Origin of the sequence: Methylobacillus methanolivorans, from assembly GCF_044751345.1 — a bacterium.
GTDB classification, from domain to species: domain Bacteria; phylum Pseudomonadota; class Gammaproteobacteria; order Burkholderiales; family Methylophilaceae; genus Methylobacillus; species Methylobacillus methanolivorans.
In genome coordinates this window covers 1,726,408-1,742,278 of record NZ_JBIWXY010000001.1, presented here as the reverse complement: position 1 = coordinate 1,742,278, position 15,871 = coordinate 1,726,408, and the positions used below count along the sequence as shown (strand labels likewise).

Genomic DNA, 15,871 nt, shown 5'->3' with positions numbered 1-15,871 from the left:
GATATGCTGGCGTTAACCCTGCGGCACATGTGACGCCAGCATGTCGTGTGCCAAGGCGCCCACGTCGCGTACTGCCTGCTCAATAGCCAAGGTCCACAGGTGGCTGAAATTCAAGCGGATATAGTGGGTGAGGTCTTTTTTGCGGGAAAAGATAGTGCCTGGTGCCACGGTAATGCCATTGTCGATGGCTAAGCGGTAAAGCGCCAGGGCATCCAGTTGCGCTGGTAGTTTGACCCAGATCACATAGCCGCCTTTCGGTTCTGAAAGCTGGGTGCCAACGGGAAAGCTTTCTGCAATCACATTACGGATCAGCACATATTGCGAACGCAGGGTGTGACGCAATTGTTTGAGATGTTGCTCAAAGCTGTCGCGCTGCATGAACTTGGCAATCGCGATTTGCGGGGCGGATGGCAGCGAGAGGCTATTGAGGAACATCAGGCGTTCCACTTCCTGCCGATAGCGCCCGGCGCTGGTCCAGCCCACGCGATAACCTGGTGCCAATGACTTGGAGAATGACGAGCAATGCAGCACCAGGCCAGAACGGTCAAAGGCCTTGGCAGGCTTGGGTGCTGTTTCACTAAAGTACAGCTCGCCATAAACATCATCCTCGATCAATGGAATCTGTTGCTCTGCCAGAAATTCCACTAATGCTTGTTTCTTTGCGTCCGGCATGACAAAACCCAACGGGTTCTGGAAATTGGTCGTGAGTACCACGGCGGCAATACGCACATTATCCGTAGTGGCGCGTAATGCATCCAGGTCGATGCCGGATTCTGGGTCGGTGCGCAGTTCGGCGACCTTCATGCCCAAGCGTTCTACCGTATGCGCCAAAGCATAGTAGCCAGGAGCTTCCAAGGCGATGATGTCGCCAGCCTTGGCGACGGCTTGCAGGCAGAGCGTGATGGCCTCGGTGGCACCATGCGTGATGACAATGTCATCCGGTGAAACATCCATGTCATTGGCAAGATAGCGGCGGGCAATCTGCTGGCGCAGCATTTCGTTGCCCGGTGGCAGGTCACTCAAGATGCCCCATTCCCCTTCATCGTCTGTGAGGGCTTTTTCGTACTGGTGAATCTTCTTGAGCGGGAATAGTTGTGGATCGGGAAACGGTGAGCCCAATGGTACCGTGCCAAATTCGCGAATGGACTTCAACGTGGTGAGCACCAGCTTGCTGGCATCAACTTCTGACAGGTTGATGTCTTTGGATAGCGGCGAGGTGTTGCGTTGCTGCAAGCGTTTGCGCGGTGTGACGTAGTAACCGGATTGTGGATGGCTGCTGATGATGCCTTCCTGCTCCAGTAGAAGATAGCCGCGCAATACGGTGCTGATGCTTAGCCCGTATTTCTGGCTGGCTTGCCGCACTGAGAATATCTTGTCGCCGGGTCGCAATACGCCTTCATCGATCATCGCGCGTATGCGGGCAGCAAACGAGACATAAAGCTTCATGGGGGCCGGGGTGGAGTCTTTGATGCCTGTCATTGTACTCCAGCCGCGCAGGGGTGCGGCTGGAGTTTGCCAATGGTGGTGGTTCGGTGGTTGCTGCTCAGGCAGCTTGCAGCGCTTGGGAAATTTCCTCGCCACCGGCAGTCAGCGCGGCGACTAGCCGGTCTTTCTCGGTGGATACTTCGACCAACGCCTGCTCGCTCAAGGCAGTCATCAGGCGTTGCAGTGTGCTCATGCGTATCCCCAGCCGTTTGCAGATGGCTGCCAGGGGCATGCGGGCACGGCCTTCTTCATGCTCGGCATGAAGAAGTTCCAGGATACCAAGCATCAGGACAGCACTCTGGTCTAGTTGGGCGTGGTCAGAGGAAAAATCAGCCTGTTCTGACTGCTCATCGTGATATTCGCGCTCAAGCAGCATTGGCTACCTCGGGTGCAGTGGTTTTCTCGATGATCACCGGGATAGACTTGGAAGTTGGCGTATGCGACAAGTCAGCCACGCTTTCCAACGGCACCAGATTGTTGGTCTCAGGGTAATAGCCACCCATGCAACCTTGCGGAATATCGTAAGAGACGACGAGGAACTTGTCGGCACGACGCGTGATACCATCCTGCCAAACGCTGACCAGATTGATCCAGTCGCCAGCCTTGAGGCCCATGCGCTTGATATCGTCAGGGTTCATGAACACCACACGGCGCTGGCCGAAAACGCCACGGTAGCGGTCATCCATGCCATAAATGGTGGTGTTGTACTGATCATGTGAGCGGGTGGTCATCAGCACGAACATCTGGTCGCCGTACTGCTCACGCGCCTGGTGGATGGGCGAATTGCGCGGGATTTCCTGCAAGGTGAATTCGGCCTTGCCTGATGGCGTGATCCAGACGCGATCGCTGGAAGGCACAGGCATACGGAAACCGCCAGGATGCTTGATGCGCTCGTTGTAATCCTTAAACGCCACCGGCATGGTCTGCTCAATGGCGTCGCGAATCTTGCTGTAGTCCTTGATGTAGTCCAGCCAAGGTGTCTTGCTGTGTTTGAGAGTGGCTTGTGCCAGGCGGGCGACGATGGCAGGTTCCGACAGCAGGTGCGGTGAAGCTGGTTTGTTCATGCCATAGGAAATATGCACCATGCTCATAGAATCTTCCACCGTGACGCCTTGCGGCCCGGTTTCCTGAGTGTCAATCTCGGTGCGGCCCAGGCATGGCAGGATCAAGGCTTCCTTGCCATGCACCAAGTGGCTACGGTTTAGCTTGGTCGTGACATGTGCGGTGAGGTCGCAATTACGCAGGCCTTCCCAGGTACGGTCAGTATCAGGTGTGGCAATCGAGAAGTTGCCGCCGAGTGCAAAGAAAAACTTGGCCTTGCCGTCTATCATGGCCTGGATGGCGGAAACTGCATCGTAGCCAGGCTCCTTCGGCACATTGATATCAAATACGCGATCCAGGCTTTCGAGGAAAGCCATTGGCATCTTTTCATAGATACCCACGGTGCGGTTACCCTGCACGTTACTATGGCCGCGCACTGGGCACAGGCCAGCGCCTTCCTTGCCAATATTGCCGCGGAGCAACATCAGGTTGACCAAGGTCTTGATGGTGGCAACGCCGTGCTTGTGCTGGGTGATGCCCATGCCCCAGGTGGAAATCACACGGTCGCCGGTGGCGTAAATACGCGCAATTTCCTCGATCTGCTCCAGCGATACGCCGGATTCTTCCAGGATGGCGTCCCAGCTTTCCTTGCGGGCATCTTCAGCAATCGCCTCGAAGCCATTGGTGTGCTGCTGGATAAATTCCACATCCACCACGCGCTCGGTGCCGTTCTTGATGGCTTCATCATCCCACTGGATGACGAATTTGATCATGCCCTTGATGAGGGCCAGGTCACCGCCCAGCTTGGGCTGGATGAACATGTCACTGATCTTGCTGCCCTTGAATGACAACATGTCGAACGGGCTTTGCGGATCGGCAAAGCGCTCCAGGCCACGTTCCTTCAATGGGTTGATCGCCACGATGCGTGCACCGCGCTTGGCTGCTTCGCGCAACTCGCCCAGCATACGCGGGTGGTTGGTGGCAGGGTTCTGGCCAAAAATCAGCAAGGTATCGGCATGCTCGAAATCATGCAAAGTAACCGAGCCCTTGCCGATACCCACGGTAGGTGGAAGGGCCATACTGGTTGATTCGTGGCAAAGGTTGGAGCAATCTGGGAAATTGTTGGTGCCAAACTCACGCACGAACAATTGATACAGGAAAGCTGCTTCATTGCTGGCGCGACCAGAGGTGTAGAAAATTGCCTCGTTCGGGTCGGACAGTTGATTCAGATGCTTTGCCATCAGGGCAAAGGCGCAGTCCCAGGCAATTTCCTCGTATTTGTCCGTTGCCGGGTTATAACGCATAGGATGGGTCAGGCGGCCTTCGTTCTCCAGATCGAAATCGCTCCATCCCATCAACTCGGTGACGGTATGCTTGGCGAAGAATTCCGGTGGCACGCGCTTGGAGGTAGCTTCCGCCGCTACAGCCTTCACACCGTTTTCACAAAACTCAAATGTGGAGGTGTGCTCCTTGTCTGGCCAGGCACAACCTGGGCAGTCGAAGCCATCTGGCTGATTCTGCGAGAGCAGGGTCATGACGCCCTTGACGGGAATCTTCTGCAGCGCGAGCTGCGCGGCAACTTGCTTCAATGCACCCCAGCCAGCGGCAGGATGGTGGTAAGGCTTGATGGCGGCTTTAGGTTGCGACATATCTTCCTACTTGGTGAGCAAAATTAGGCTGGCGAGAATGAAGTCTGGCTAGCACATGAATACACAATGACGATTACAGCAATCGTAAGAGGGGTAACAGATGGAAACCAGATACAGAAGTGGTGGAATTTTTAGAGTACAGTTTGGAACTTAATTAACGCGAATGGCCCGCGGATACATGGGTGGCGGTGATGTTTGGTAAGCGCCAGTTGTATGATCAGGCATGAGGGCATGCCTGTGATCCAACAACGAATGTTGAGCATTCGTTGTTGGAGAGTGGAAGGGTACGGAGGCTGTTAATTAAGGGTGTGTGTGGCGTTTCAGGCTGCTCATCATTAACCAGATGCCCGCAATCACCATCGGTAAACTCAACCATTGCCCCATGCTTAAGCCAAGAGACAATAGTCCCAGGAAGCTATCCGGTTCGCGTGTGAATTCCACCAGGAAACGGAAGCTGCCGTAGCCGATGAGGAACAGGGCAGAGATGGTGCCCCTGGCGCGTGGTTTGCTGGAGTACCACCAGAGAATGGTGAACAATACGATGCCTTCGAGCAGGAATTCATAAAGCTGAGATGGGTGACGTGCAATGTTGTCGACTTGAGGGAAAACCATCGCCCAGGGTGCATCGCTGGCGCGGCCCCATAGCTCGCCATTGATGAAGTTGCCCATGCGTCCTGCGCCCAGGCCGACTGGCACCAGGGGCGCAACGAAATCCATGATGCCGAAGAAAGTGAGCCCACGTTTTTTCGCGAATAGCAGCATGGCGGCCATGACGCCGATGAATCCACCGTGGAAGGACATACCGCCTTGCCAGAGGAAAAGGACTTCATGCGGGTGGGCCAGGTAGTAGTCATGTTGGTAGAACAGGGCATAGCCTAGCCTGCCGCCCAGGATGACGCCCAATGCGCCGTAAAACAGTGCGTCGTCCAGTGTTTTGTATGACCATCCTGATTGTGCCCACCAAGGCTGGTGAGCGATGCGCCAACGTCCTAGCCAAAGGAATGCGAGAAAACCGATGAGGTACATCAATCCATACCAATGAATGCCAAACGAGCCCAGGTGAATGGCGACGGGATCAAATTGTGGGTGAACAAGCATTGGGATTGGCCCTTGGATTGGAGTAAAATCTCCTAATTATACGTTTAGTTTAGGGTTTTTATGCCGCAATACCGCTCCAGAACCTCCACTCATGGCCGCAACATGGCAGGCGCACGCGCACTTTGGCGTGCCACTGGTATGAAGGAAGATGATTTCCAGAAACCTATCATTGCGATTGCCAATTCATTCACGCAATTTGTGCCCGGCCACGTGCACCTCAAGGATTTGGGGCAGTTGGTAGCGCGCGAGATTGAGCGTGCCGGTGGTGTGGCCAAGGAGTTCAACACCATTGCGGTGGATGACGGCATTGCCATGGGTCACAGTGGCATGCTGTACAGCTTGCCCAGCCGCGACCTGATTGCGGATGCGGTGGAATACATGGTGAATGCGCACTGTGCTGATGCGCTGGTTTGTATTTCTAACTGTGACAAGATTACGCCAGGCATGTTGATGGCAGCCTTGCGCCTGAATATCCCAGTGGTGTTTGTCTCTGGTGGCCCGATGGAAGCTGGTAAGGTGAACTGGCAGGGTAATGTGCACAAGCTGGACCTGGTGGATGCCATGGTGGCAGCTGCAGATAGCAATATCTCGGATGAAGAGTCTGATGCGATTGAGCGTTCTGCCTGCCCGACCTGTGGTTCCTGCTCCGGTATGTTTACCGCGAACTCCATGAACTGCCTGACAGAGGCCTTGGGCTTGAGCTTGCCGGGTAACGGTTCCACGCTGGCGACACATGCAGCACGCAAGGAGTTGTTCCTCAAGGCTGGTCGCCTGATCGTGGAAATTACCAAGCGTTATTACGAGCAAGATGACGAAAGCGTCCTGCCACGCAGCATTGCCAACCTGCATGCCTTTGAGAACGCCATGAGCCTGGATGTGGCGATGGGCGGTTCTACCAATACCGTATTACATTTGTTGGCGGCTGCTTATGAAGGCAAGGTAGATTTCACCATGGCGGATATTGACCGCATCTCGCGCGGCGTGCCGTGTGTGAGCAAGGTGGCGCCAGCGACAGCCAAGTACCATATGGAGGACGTGCACCGTGCAGGTGGCGTCATGGGTATCTTGTCCGAGTTGAGCCGTGCTGGCTTGATCCACCGTGATACGCCGACTGTCCATAGTCCTACTTTGGGTGCTGCCCTGGATAAGTGGGACATCATGACCACCACCGACGAAGAAGTGAAGAAGTTCTACCGTGCGGCTCCCGGTGGCATTTCCACCACGATCGCGTTCAGCCAATCCATGCTGTGGCCTGACCTGGATACCGATCGTAAGGAAGGTTGTATCCGCGATAAGGAGCATGCCTATTCACAGGATGGTGGTCTCGCCGTGCTTTACGGCAATATCGCGCTGGATGGCTGTATTGTGAAGACGGCTGGCGTGGACGACAGTATTCTCAAATTTACTGGCCGTGCGCGTATTTTCGAGAGCCAGGACGATGCCGTGGCCGGTATCCTCGCCGACAAGATCGTGGCAGGTGACATTGTCATCATCCGTTATGAAGGTCCACGTGGCGGCCCTGGTATGCAGGAAATGCTATATCCGACCAGCTACCTTAAATCCAAGGGCTTGGGCAAGGCTTGTGCCTTGCTGACTGATGGACGCTTCTCTGGTGGTACTTCCGGCCTGAGTATTGGCCACGCTTCTCCTGAGGCGGCAGAAGGCGGAGCGATTGGCTTGGTGGAAGAAAACGATATCATCGAGATCGATATTCCGAACCGTACCATTCATTTAGCGGTCAAGGATGAGGTGCTCGCACATCGACGCGCTGCCATGGAGGCGAAAGGCAAGGATGCATGGAAGCCGGTCAACCGTGAGCGTCATGTATCCGTTGCATTACGTGCGTACGCTGCGATGAGCACTTCGGCTGCCAAGGGTGCCGTGCGCGACGTGAGCCAGATCGAGAAATAAGCGTTTGCTGGCTCAGCTTAATAAAAAGAATTGATTAATCAGATTTAAAAAGAGCGTATGCAATCAGTACATGAATTGAATGCCCGTTACGGGGTCGGGCATAAAATCCATTTTTCCGCAGACCTGAATGGCCTGGTGACATTGGAGATCGAAAATCCCCATGCCACTGCCAAGATCGCCCTGCAAGGCGGTCACGTCATGCAGTGGAACCCCCGTCATGCGGAAGCGCCAGTGCTGTGGTTGTCTGACCAGGCACGTTTCGTTGCAGGTCGTTCCATCCGTGGTGGCGTGCCTGTGTGCTGGCCGTGGTTCGGCCCCCATGCTACCGATGAAACCTTGTGCCCTCATGGCTTTGCGCGCGTGGTGCCTTGGGAAGTGGTGGATGCTACACCTCTGCCAGATAACACCACTACCCTGGTGCTCAGGCTGGTGGAGAGCCGCCAGGTGGAAAAGCAATGGCCTTATGATTGTGAGTTGACCTTGACCATCAATATTGGTCCCGTGCTCAAGATGGCGTTGACGACCACCAATAAGGGTAGCGAGCCATTCGTGATTGGCGAGGCTTTACATACTTATTTCCAGGTGAGTGACATCGAGGTGGTGAAGGTGCAGGGCCTGGATCATACCGAGTATGAAGACAAGGTAGAGGATTACGCCCTCAAGCGCCAATCTGGCGAAATCACCTTCAATGAAGAGGTAGACCGTGTCTATCTCAATACCGAATCTACCTGTGTGGTGGAGGACCCTGGCTTGCGTCGCAAGATTATTATTGAGAAGTCCGGTAGTCGCTCCACCGTGGTCTGGACACCATGGGAGCGCAAGGCCGCCGAAATCGGCGATTTAGGTAGCCATCATGGTTGGCGCAATATGCTGTGTGTCGAGAGCTCGAATGTCAGGGGCAATGTCGTGACTGTCGCACCTGGCAGTTCGCATACCCTGAGTGTGCAGTACAGCACTGAGAGCTTGTAAGTTAGGTTGTTGTAACGTGGTTCAGCGGGAGCAGCAAGCTTCCAAGGAGTAATGAATGAAGACCATCGTACATATCTTAGTCGCCACGGGGTGCCTGCTGATGGCAGGGCAGGCGGCGGCAGTGGATGCAAAAGTGGCGGAGTCGCTGGCGCAAAAAAATGGTTGCCTGGCTTGTCATACCATCAAGCAAAAAGTCATTGGGCCGGCGTTGCGGGATATCGCGGCAAAATACCGTGGTGAAGCGGGAGCCGAGGCCAAGCTGGTGGGCAGGGTCAAGAATGGTACCAGCGGTGTCTGGGGGCCTGTCCCAATGGGGCCGAATAGTCCTCAGGTGAAGGATGAGGACATTAAGCTCATCGTGCAGTGGATACTGACCTTGTAATCGCTTGAAGTTGATATATCATGAAAAAGCCTGCCCTATTGGGCAGGCTTTTTCGTTTTGAGGTAGTAGTGCCCTGATGATTTCAGGCGAGGCCAAGGGCCTTTAGTTTGCGGTACAAGCGGTTACGGCTCATGCCAAGTTCACGTGCGGCAGCCGAGATATTGCCTTCATGGTGTTGCAGGGCCAGCTTGACCGCTTCATTGGTGATGTCATCAATGGAGCCTGCAGTGATCGTTGTTGTGTTCGCCAGTTCTTGCTCTGGAGCATAGCTGCCCAGTTCATCCATAAAACCAGGCGGCAAGTGCTGCCGGCGTAAGGGATTGCCCGCTGCTAATGCCAGCATGGTTTTCAGCACATTATGCAGTTGGCGGATGTTGCCTGGCCAAGGGTGCTGGCGGAACAGTTGGATGACGTCGTCATGAATATCAAGGTTGCCCGCTCCTTGCGCTTCCATGATGTGATGCACGATGCCAAGCAAGTCTTGGCGCTCACGTAAGGGGGGTAACGTCAGGCTGATGCCATTCAGGCGGTAATAAAGATCCTTGCGGAATGCGCCCGAGGCGACCTTGTCCTGTAGTTTCTGGTTGGTGGCACTGATCACGGCAAAATCTAGCTTCCTTGCCTTGCTGCCACCAAGTGGGGTAATACTGCGCTCTTGCAAGACGCGTAATAATCGTGCCTGTAAGAGCAATGGCATATCGCCGATTTCATCCAGGAACAGGGTGCCGCCGTCTGCTTGTTCTATCTTGCCCTGGCTGCCTTTTTGTCGAGCACCGGTGAAGGCGCCTTCTTCGTAGCCAAACAGTTCTGCTTCAATCAAGCCTTCCGGCAGTGCGGCACAGTTGATGGCGATCAATGGCCCTTGTGCGCGAACGCTACTGTGATGGATGGCGCTGGCCAGTAATTCCTTGCCTACGCCGGTTTCTCCCTGGATGAGGATGGCGATATCTTGATTCATGACCAGCTTGGCCTGGGCCAATATCTCGCTAATGCGCGGATCGTTACTTTGACTGGCGAGCAATGGGTTGCTTGTCACGGCATGGCTGCTGCGGATAGCGGTAACGCGTGGCGAAGTATTGCTGGTATCTGATTCAATCCGCAAGGTGCCATGGATGGTGTCGCCATTGCTCAAGGATAGCTTGAGTATGCTATCTCCAGCTTGGCTGCATACCTGCTTAAATGAGGGCAGGAACATTGCTTCGAAATGGTCGGGAACGCAATCCAGGCCCGCAAGCGTCAGGCCATTCCTGTTGATGGCCAGTAACTCACCTTGCCTGGAGAATACGGCCATGCCTTCCCAGGCAGAGCCAACGAAATCCGCGCTGGTATGGAAATGGAGTTGTACCGGCCCTTGGTGGCAAGCACGGAATATACGGTTCTCGATCTGTTGTGCCGCCATTTTGACCAAGGCTAGCGTGTGCTGCTGGTGGGCTGAAAACGCATTGGAGACATTGAGCGTGCCGAGTAGCTGTTGATTCGGGCCAAAGATGGGGACGGCATAGCAACTGAACCCGTGTAGCTGTTCGACAAAGTGTTCAGCCCCTTGTACTGCCACGGCTTGTTTTTCCACAATGGCAGTGCCGATAGCGTTGGTGCCACGTTCATTTTCACCCCACGAATAGCCCGGGCTCAAGATTGCGCTAGGAGCGAGGTCTGTCAGCATGTGCTGTCCCTCACTATGCAGGATGACGCCTTCGGCATCCGTGAGGGCGACCATGCTATAGGAGTGCGCGATCTGCTCGTATAGGGTGGTGATTTCCGGTGTTGCCTGGGTTAGCAGCAAGTGGTTCTTGCTGCGTTTCTTTTCTAGTTCGGTGGTGGCCAGGGTACTCGTGCTGAGCGGGGCGTAAGCGTTGATACCGTTGTTCAGGCTGCGTTGCCAGGATTGCGCAATGGTGACGTTGACGACTCCCTCCACCATATTGCCTTGTTCAAGAAACTGTAGTCTTGCATGCTCTATTTTCTGCAATGACTTTGTCATGGGGTGTTGCATGGTGAACTTCATGGTTGGTGTGAGGAATTGTTCCCAAATGTAGCACTTGTGCAGTTTCGTTACAACTGATTACAGTGGGTTTGAGTCGATAGTTAGGAATAAATTCATCAGGCAACGTATTATTTTTTCATGGTTTTCGGGAATTATTCCTGATTGTGGAGCAGGCTGGCATGAGGATTGCTGAATAGGGCCTGCAAGTTGATGACCGGATGACATGGTCATGGTGCTGGCTGAGGTGGAGAACATCAGCGCAGCAATAAAACAACAAACACACTATCGGAGAATATCCCTTGAAAGCGAAGCATTTGAAAATAGCACTGGGTGCTGGCCTGATCGGCCTGGTATCCCTTCCTGCTTTTGCAGCAGACGACCTGGAAAAGCTGATGCAGGATGACAATCAGTGGGTGTCACAGCGTAAGAACTATGCCAGCAATGGTTACAGCAAGCTGTCCCAGATCAACAAGGCCAACATCAAGAACCTGAAGGCTGCCTGGACGTTTGCGACCGGTGTGAACCGTGGTCATGAAGGTGCGCCACTAGTGATCGGCGATACCATGTATTTTGCCACTGCATTCCCTAACAACGTGTACGCGCTTGATCTGAACAACGAAGAAAAGATCAAGTGGTCTTACTTCCCCAAGCAAGATCCTTCTGTCCAGGCGTTGCTGTGCTGCGATAACGTGACCCGTGGCCTGGCTTATGGCGATGGCAAGATTTTCCTGCAACAGAACGACGGTGTATTGGTTGCTCTGGATGCCAAGACTGGTGCCAAGGTATGGGATACCACCGTTGTTGACGTGAAGCAAGGTGCGACAACCACCAATGCTCCTCATGTGTTCAAGGACAAGGTCATCACCGGCTGTTCAGGTGGTGAGTATGGCGTGCGCTGCTACCTGACTGCTTACAACATCAAGGATGGTTCGATTGCATGGCGTGCCTACAGCACAGGCCCTGATACTGAAGTGCTGATTGATAAGGACTTCAACAAGGACAACCCTCACTACAGCGCACTGTCTGTTTATGAAGACGTGAACGGTGGTAACAAAGAAGGCGGTTCCTACAAGGCTCTGCCCAAGGACAAGCTGAAGTTCCCAGAGAAAGACTTGGGCGTGAAGACATGGCTCAAGCCACAAGCAACCAAGAATGGTTGGGAACAAGGTGGCGGCGCGACTTGGGGTTGGTACTCCTACGATTCCGCGTTGAACCTGGTTTACTACTCCACAGGTAACCCATCTGTTTGGAACCCGGATGTACGTCCTGGTGACAACAAGTGGTCCATGACTATTTTCGCTCGCGACCTAGACACTGGTTTTGCCAAGTGGGGTTATCAGTTGACTCCTCACGATGAGTGGGACTTTGACGCTGTCAACGAAACCATCCTTTGGGAAGCTGATGGCAAGAAATTGGCCAGCCATTTTGATCGTAACGGTTTTGGCTATACCTTAAACCGTGAAACCGGCAAGTTGCTGGTGGCTGAAAAAATGCATCCATTCGTCAACTGGGCGACTGGCATTGATCTGGCGACTGGTATTCCACACAAAGATCCTAAGTTCTCTACCCATGAAGATGTGAATGTCACAGGCATTTGCCCTGCTGCGCTAGGTGTGAAGGATCAGCAACCTGCGGCTTACTCTCCCAAGACCAAGTTGTTCTATGTACCGCTTAACCACGTTTGCATGGACTACGAGCCTGTAGAAGTGAAATATGTGGCTGGTCAGCCTTGGGTGGGCGCAACCCTGAGCATGTACCCTGGTCCTGATGGTGTCATGGGTGGTTTCATGGCTTGGGATGGTCTCAAGGGCAAGCAAGCTTGGTACAAGAAAGAAAAGTTCTCCGTTTGGAGCGGTGCTTTGGCCACTGCATCTGACGTTGTCTTCTATGGCACGCTGGATCGCTGGTTGAAAGCGGTTGATGCTAAGAGCGGCAAGGAGCTTTGGAAATTCCGTGTGGGCTCTGGTGTTGTCGGTAACCCGATCACCTACGGCCACAAGGGCAAGCAATACGTCGCAGTTCTCTCCGGCATTGGTGGCTGGGCAGGTGTGGCAATGAACCTGGGCCTGACCAACGATAACGATGGTCTGGGCGCAGCCGGTGGTTACAAGGAGTTGAAGGAGTGGAATGCAGCACCTGGTGGTGGTGCACTCAACGTCTTCGGTCTTTAATAACCATCGTTAGTAGTATCCCTGCCGCAAGGCAGGGCTCATCTCCATTTTAGTAGTCCCTTCTGCCAGTCCCTTGTGGACTGGCTTTTTTTTGCCTAACAGCACAAGCGTGAGTTCCACCAGAAAAGAAGAAACCCAGCAGACACTAGGCAGTGTTGCACCGCAACACCATTCAGATTGGCCTAAGTTAGGGTTGCCTGAGTTTGCTGTGGTGCATGGAGTAAGCGAAATACGTGACCATGCCTATACCTACCCAGATGAGGAAGCGATGCCAGGTTTCACCAGGTAGGAAGGCCATTAATGTGCTGCATGAGACTATACCTAGCAGGGGAATGGTAGGGCCCCAAGGGTTCTTGAATGGGCGTGGCAGGTTGGGCTGGCGTTTGCGCAGGACGATGACGCCGATGCACACCATGACGAAACTGGCGAGGGTACCGATGTTGACGGTTTCTGCCAGGGTGCCGAGCGGGAAAAAGCCGGCAACGATGGAAATCATGCTGCCACAGAACAGGATGACACGATTGGGTGATTGTCGTTCTGGATCGACCTTGGAAAAGGCGGCGGGCAGTAGTCCATCGCGGCTCATGGCATAGAGAATGCGGGTGAGGCCATAAAGCAATACCAGTAATACCGTGATGAGCCCGGCCAGTACGCCAGTGGCAACCAGTGTGGATGACCAGCTGTAGCCTATTTTGCTGAGTGCATAGGCCACGGGGGAGGAGACATTCAGGTCAGAGTAGTGCACAACACCGGTGAGTGTGCCTGAGACCAGGATGTAGACGATGGTGCAGAAGGTCACGGAGGCGATGAGGCCGATAGGCAGATCGCGCTGTGGATTACGGGCTTCATCGGCGGCGGTAGAAACGGCATCGAAGCCAAAGTAGGCAAAAAAGACCAGTGAGGCACCGGCAAGGATGCCGATATTATTGCCATCTGGCTGTGTAGCGAACCAGCCGAATGGCGAGAATGGCTGCCAGTTATCTGTGTTGATATGCCCGACGGCAATGGCGAGGAAGATGGCAATGGTGCTGAGCTTGATGGCCACCATGATGTTATTGACGGTGGAGCTTTGTTTGACGCCGCTAATCAATACCAGGACCAACACCCAGATGATGCCAAAGGCGGGCAGGTTGATGATGCCTCCTTGGCTAGGTGCCTTGGTCCAGGCTTCTGGAATGGTGATGCCGAAGTTGGCCAGCGTGTTGATAAAGTAGCCCGACCAGCCATTGGCAACGGCGGCAGCCCCCACGCCATATTCGAGTAATAGTATCCAGGCAATCATCCAGGCGCTGAATTCGCCAAACGCCACATAGCTATAGCCATAGGCACTACCAGAACCACCGACCGAGGCTGCGAGTTCGGCATAAGCGAAGCCTGCAAATCCTGCGGCCAGCCCGGCGATGATGAAGGAAACAATAACGGCAGGGCCAGAGTACATGGCAGCGGCAATGCCTGTCAGTACAAAGATGCCCGTTCCGATGGCACAACCCACGCCCAGCAAGGCGAGATCAAATGCAGTCAGGCATTTTCTTAGCCCGCTGTGATGGCTAGCCGCGACAGGTTTGGTGCGGAAGAGTTGTGCAAACATACGGGCTCCCTTTGAGGGTGTTCTAGTTGGTGTTTCTAGTATGCACGAATTATGCCCAGGCTCTCAATTTCACCCAGCCTGGGCATGTGTGGGCTTATTTCGCCTGGGTGCTTTCCGCTAGCCAATCACGCCCGGTGATGAAGTCGGTATAGAGCTTGGCTTCAGCGGAGCCTGCTTCAGGCTCCCAATCGTAGCGCCATTTGACGATAGGCGGCATGGACAACAGGATGGACTCGGTGCGGCCATTGGATTGCAGGCCAAAGATGGTGCCGCGATCGTAGATCAGGTTGAACTCGACATAGCGGCCACGGCGGTAAGCCTGGAAATCGCGCTCACGCTCACCGTAGGGCGTATCCTTGCGGCGTTGCACGATGGGCAGGTAAGCATTGATGAAGGCATCGCCTACGCTGCGCTGGAAGGCAAAGCTTTGCTCGAAACCCAATTCGCTGAAATCATCAAAGAAAATACCGCCTATGCCGCGCGCTTCTTTGCGGTGCTTGAGGTAGAAATACTCATCGCACTCTTTCTTGAAGCGGTCGTAATAGTCATCGCCAAATGGTGCAACTGCATCGCGGCAAGTGCGATGGAAGTGCACCGCGTCTTCTTCAAAGCCATAGTAAGGCGTAAGGTCCATGCCGCCACCAAACCACCAGATGGGCGCTTCGCCGGGTTTTTCTGCCACAAAGAAGCGTACGTTCATGTGCACGGTAGGGACATAAGGGTTACGCGGATGGAACACCAGCGAAACGCCCATGGCTTGCCAACTGCGCCCAGCAGCCTCGGGGTGGGCGACGCTGGCGGAAGGCGGCAGTTTGCTGCCGATGACATGGGAGAAACCGATACCCGCGCGCTCGAACACATTACCTTCTTCCAGCATGCAGGACGTGCCGCCACCGCCTTCCGCTCGCTGCCAGCTATCGTGCAGGAAGCGCTTGCCATCTACCAGCTCGATAGATTCCACGATGCGGGTTTGCAGGCCTTGAAGGTAGTCGAAGATTGCATTGGTGTTCATGAAGCTCTCCAGGTATCACCGGATCATATGGCATCACGGGCGCAGGATAGTGCCCGTGAGCAGATCCTGTATGGTCGAAGGTTTACTCGCGCCGCCAGTCCTGCCGGGCAAGACCCTGACACGGCTGCCAAACAGGCGAAGACATTCACGAGTGGTTTTGGCCGGAACCCGGCCGTTGTGGTTGGCACTGGTAGAAACCAATGCCATGCCAGCATTGCGGCAGAGATTCGCCGCGAATGGGTTGGCCGTGACGCGCACGGCCAGAGAGGTATGCTTGCCCCGCAATAGGGCAGGGCAACGTTTTGACGCTGGCACCAGCCAGGTATGCGGGCCTGGCCAACGCTCAAACATGCGTTGCTTTTGTTCCGCGGTGGTCGGGGCAATCAGTGCTTGCAAATGGGCAAAACGGTCAGTAATGACGATCAGGCCCTTGCGTTGTGGACGGCCCTTGATGCGTAGCAGGCGTTTGAGAGCATGCGGGTTGGTTGGGTCGCAACCAAGCCCGAAGCAAGACTCAGTGGGATAGGCAATGACACCGCCGCTACGAAGAAATGCCTGTAGTGCGCGTGCTTGCAAGATAT

12 protein-coding genes are annotated in these 15,871 nt (G+C 54.4%); 4 read left to right on the top strand and 8 right to left on the bottom strand.

Translation table 11 applies throughout. The features are described from left to right. Positions 1-12: 12 nt before the first annotated feature. The 4 genes from ACIKP9_RS08135 to lgt form a co-directional block, all read right to left on the bottom strand. The gene (locus ACIKP9_RS08135) at positions 13-1,446 is read right to left on the bottom strand and encodes an aminotransferase-like domain-containing protein (RefSeq protein ID WP_400881914.1); all 1,434 of its coding nucleotides are present in this window, start codon (positions 1,444-1,446) and stop codon (positions 13-15) included. A 97-nt stretch (positions 1,447-1,543) separates the two neighbouring features. Further along, on the bottom strand, positions 1,544-1,861 hold the full coding sequence (locus ACIKP9_RS08130) for a hypothetical protein (protein WP_230346564.1): 318 nt from the start codon (positions 1,859-1,861) through the stop codon (positions 1,544-1,546). Next, positions 1,851-4,175: an FdhF/YdeP family oxidoreductase gene (locus tag ACIKP9_RS08125; protein WP_400881336.1), complete on the bottom strand. Its 2,325-nt coding sequence runs from the start codon at positions 4,173-4,175 to the stop codon at positions 1,851-1,853. Before ACIKP9_RS08125 ends, ACIKP9_RS08130 begins: the two co-directional genes overlap by 11 nt. 300 nt (positions 4,176-4,475) lie before the next feature. Further along, positions 4,476-5,273 (bottom strand): prolipoprotein diacylglyceryl transferase, encoded by a 798-nt coding sequence (lgt, locus tag ACIKP9_RS08120; RefSeq protein WP_400881334.1) that lies wholly within the window; start codon positions 5,271-5,273, stop codon positions 4,476-4,478. A 60-nt stretch (positions 5,274-5,333) separates the two neighbouring features. Here lgt and ilvD point away from each other — a divergent pair, with 60 nt between their 5' ends. Genes ilvD through ACIKP9_RS08105 form a run of 3 tightly spaced genes read left to right on the top strand, consistent with a single transcriptional unit; the run spans position 5,334 to position 8,535 of the window. Further along, complete coding sequence (ilvD, locus tag ACIKP9_RS08115) at positions 5,334-7,184, top strand: dihydroxy-acid dehydratase (RefSeq protein ID WP_400881332.1); 1,851 nt, start codon at positions 5,334-5,336, stop codon at positions 7,182-7,184. A gap of 57 nt (positions 7,185-7,241) precedes the next feature. Beyond that, the gene (locus ACIKP9_RS08110; protein ID WP_400881330.1) at positions 7,242-8,153 is read left to right on the top strand and encodes a D-hexose-6-phosphate mutarotase; all 912 of its coding nucleotides are present in this window, start codon (positions 7,242-7,244) and stop codon (positions 8,151-8,153) included. Between the two features lie 55 nt (positions 8,154-8,208). Continuing rightward, positions 8,209-8,535, top strand: a complete 327-nt coding sequence (locus ACIKP9_RS08105; protein ID WP_230346559.1) for a c-type cytochrome — start codon at positions 8,209-8,211, stop codon at positions 8,533-8,535. Positions 8,536-8,617: 82 nt separating this feature from the next. Here the strand turns inward: ACIKP9_RS08105 and ACIKP9_RS08100 are convergent, their stop codons facing one another. Continuing rightward, positions 8,618-10,516 carry a sigma-54-dependent Fis family transcriptional regulator gene (locus tag ACIKP9_RS08100; RefSeq protein WP_400881328.1) on the bottom strand — a complete coding sequence of 633 codons (1,899 nt, stop codon included), beginning with the start codon at positions 10,514-10,516 and terminating at the stop codon, positions 8,618-8,620. Positions 10,517-10,818: 302 nt separating this feature from the next. On the opposite strand from ACIKP9_RS08100, the gene ACIKP9_RS08095 reads away from it, so the two are divergent. After that, positions 10,819-12,690, top strand: a complete 1,872-nt coding sequence (locus ACIKP9_RS08095) for a methanol/ethanol family PQQ-dependent dehydrogenase (protein WP_400881326.1) — start codon at positions 10,819-10,821, stop codon at positions 12,688-12,690. Between the two features lie 187 nt (positions 12,691-12,877). Here ACIKP9_RS08095 and ACIKP9_RS08090 read toward each other — a convergent pair whose 3' ends face one another. The 3 genes from ACIKP9_RS08090 to ACIKP9_RS08080 form a co-directional block, all read right to left on the bottom strand. Further along, the gene (locus ACIKP9_RS08090; protein ID WP_400881324.1) at positions 12,878-14,278 is read right to left on the bottom strand and encodes an APC family permease; all 1,401 of its coding nucleotides are present in this window, start codon (positions 14,276-14,278) and stop codon (positions 12,878-12,880) included. A gap of 94 nt (positions 14,279-14,372) precedes the next feature. Then, the gene (gene hemF, locus ACIKP9_RS08085) at positions 14,373-15,290 is read right to left on the bottom strand and encodes an oxygen-dependent coproporphyrinogen oxidase (protein WP_400881322.1); all 918 of its coding nucleotides are present in this window, start codon (positions 15,288-15,290) and stop codon (positions 14,373-14,375) included. 33 nt (positions 15,291-15,323) lie between these two features. Continuing rightward, a complete protein-coding gene (locus ACIKP9_RS08080) occupies positions 15,324-15,866 on the bottom strand; it encodes an L-threonylcarbamoyladenylate synthase (RefSeq protein WP_400881320.1) in 543 nt (180 codons plus the stop codon). Between the last annotated feature and the right edge of the window lie 5 nt (positions 15,867-15,871).

Coding starts and splice junctions, on each gene's coding strand:
- ACIKP9_RS08135 (WP_400881914.1), bottom strand. CDS start 1,446: ATGAAGCTTTATGTCTCGTTTGCTGCCCGCATACGCGCGATGATCGAT.
- ACIKP9_RS08130 (WP_230346564.1), bottom strand. CDS start 1,861: ATGCTGCTTGAGCGCGAATATCACGATGAGCAGTCAGAACAGGCTGAT.
- ACIKP9_RS08125 (WP_400881336.1), bottom strand. CDS start 4,175: ATGTCGCAACCTAAAGCCGCCATCAAGCCTTACCACCATCCTGCCGCT.
- lgt (WP_400881334.1), bottom strand. CDS start 5,273: ATGCTTGTTCACCCACAATTTGATCCCGTCGCCATTCACCTGGGCTCG.
- ilvD (WP_400881332.1), top strand. CDS start 5,334: ATGCCGCAATACCGCTCCAGAACCTCCACTCATGGCCGCAACATGGCA.
- ACIKP9_RS08110 (WP_400881330.1), top strand. CDS start 7,242: ATGCAATCAGTACATGAATTGAATGCCCGTTACGGGGTCGGGCATAAA.
- ACIKP9_RS08105 (WP_230346559.1), top strand. CDS start 8,209: ATGAAGACCATCGTACATATCTTAGTCGCCACGGGGTGCCTGCTGATG.
- ACIKP9_RS08100 (WP_400881328.1), bottom strand. CDS start 10,516: ATGACAAAGTCATTGCAGAAAATAGAGCATGCAAGACTACAGTTTCTT.
- ACIKP9_RS08090 (WP_400881324.1), bottom strand. CDS start 14,278: ATGTTTGCACAACTCTTCCGCACCAAACCTGTCGCGGCTAGCCATCAC.
- hemF (WP_400881322.1), bottom strand. CDS start 15,290: ATGAACACCAATGCAATCTTCGACTACCTTCAAGGCCTGCAAACCCGC.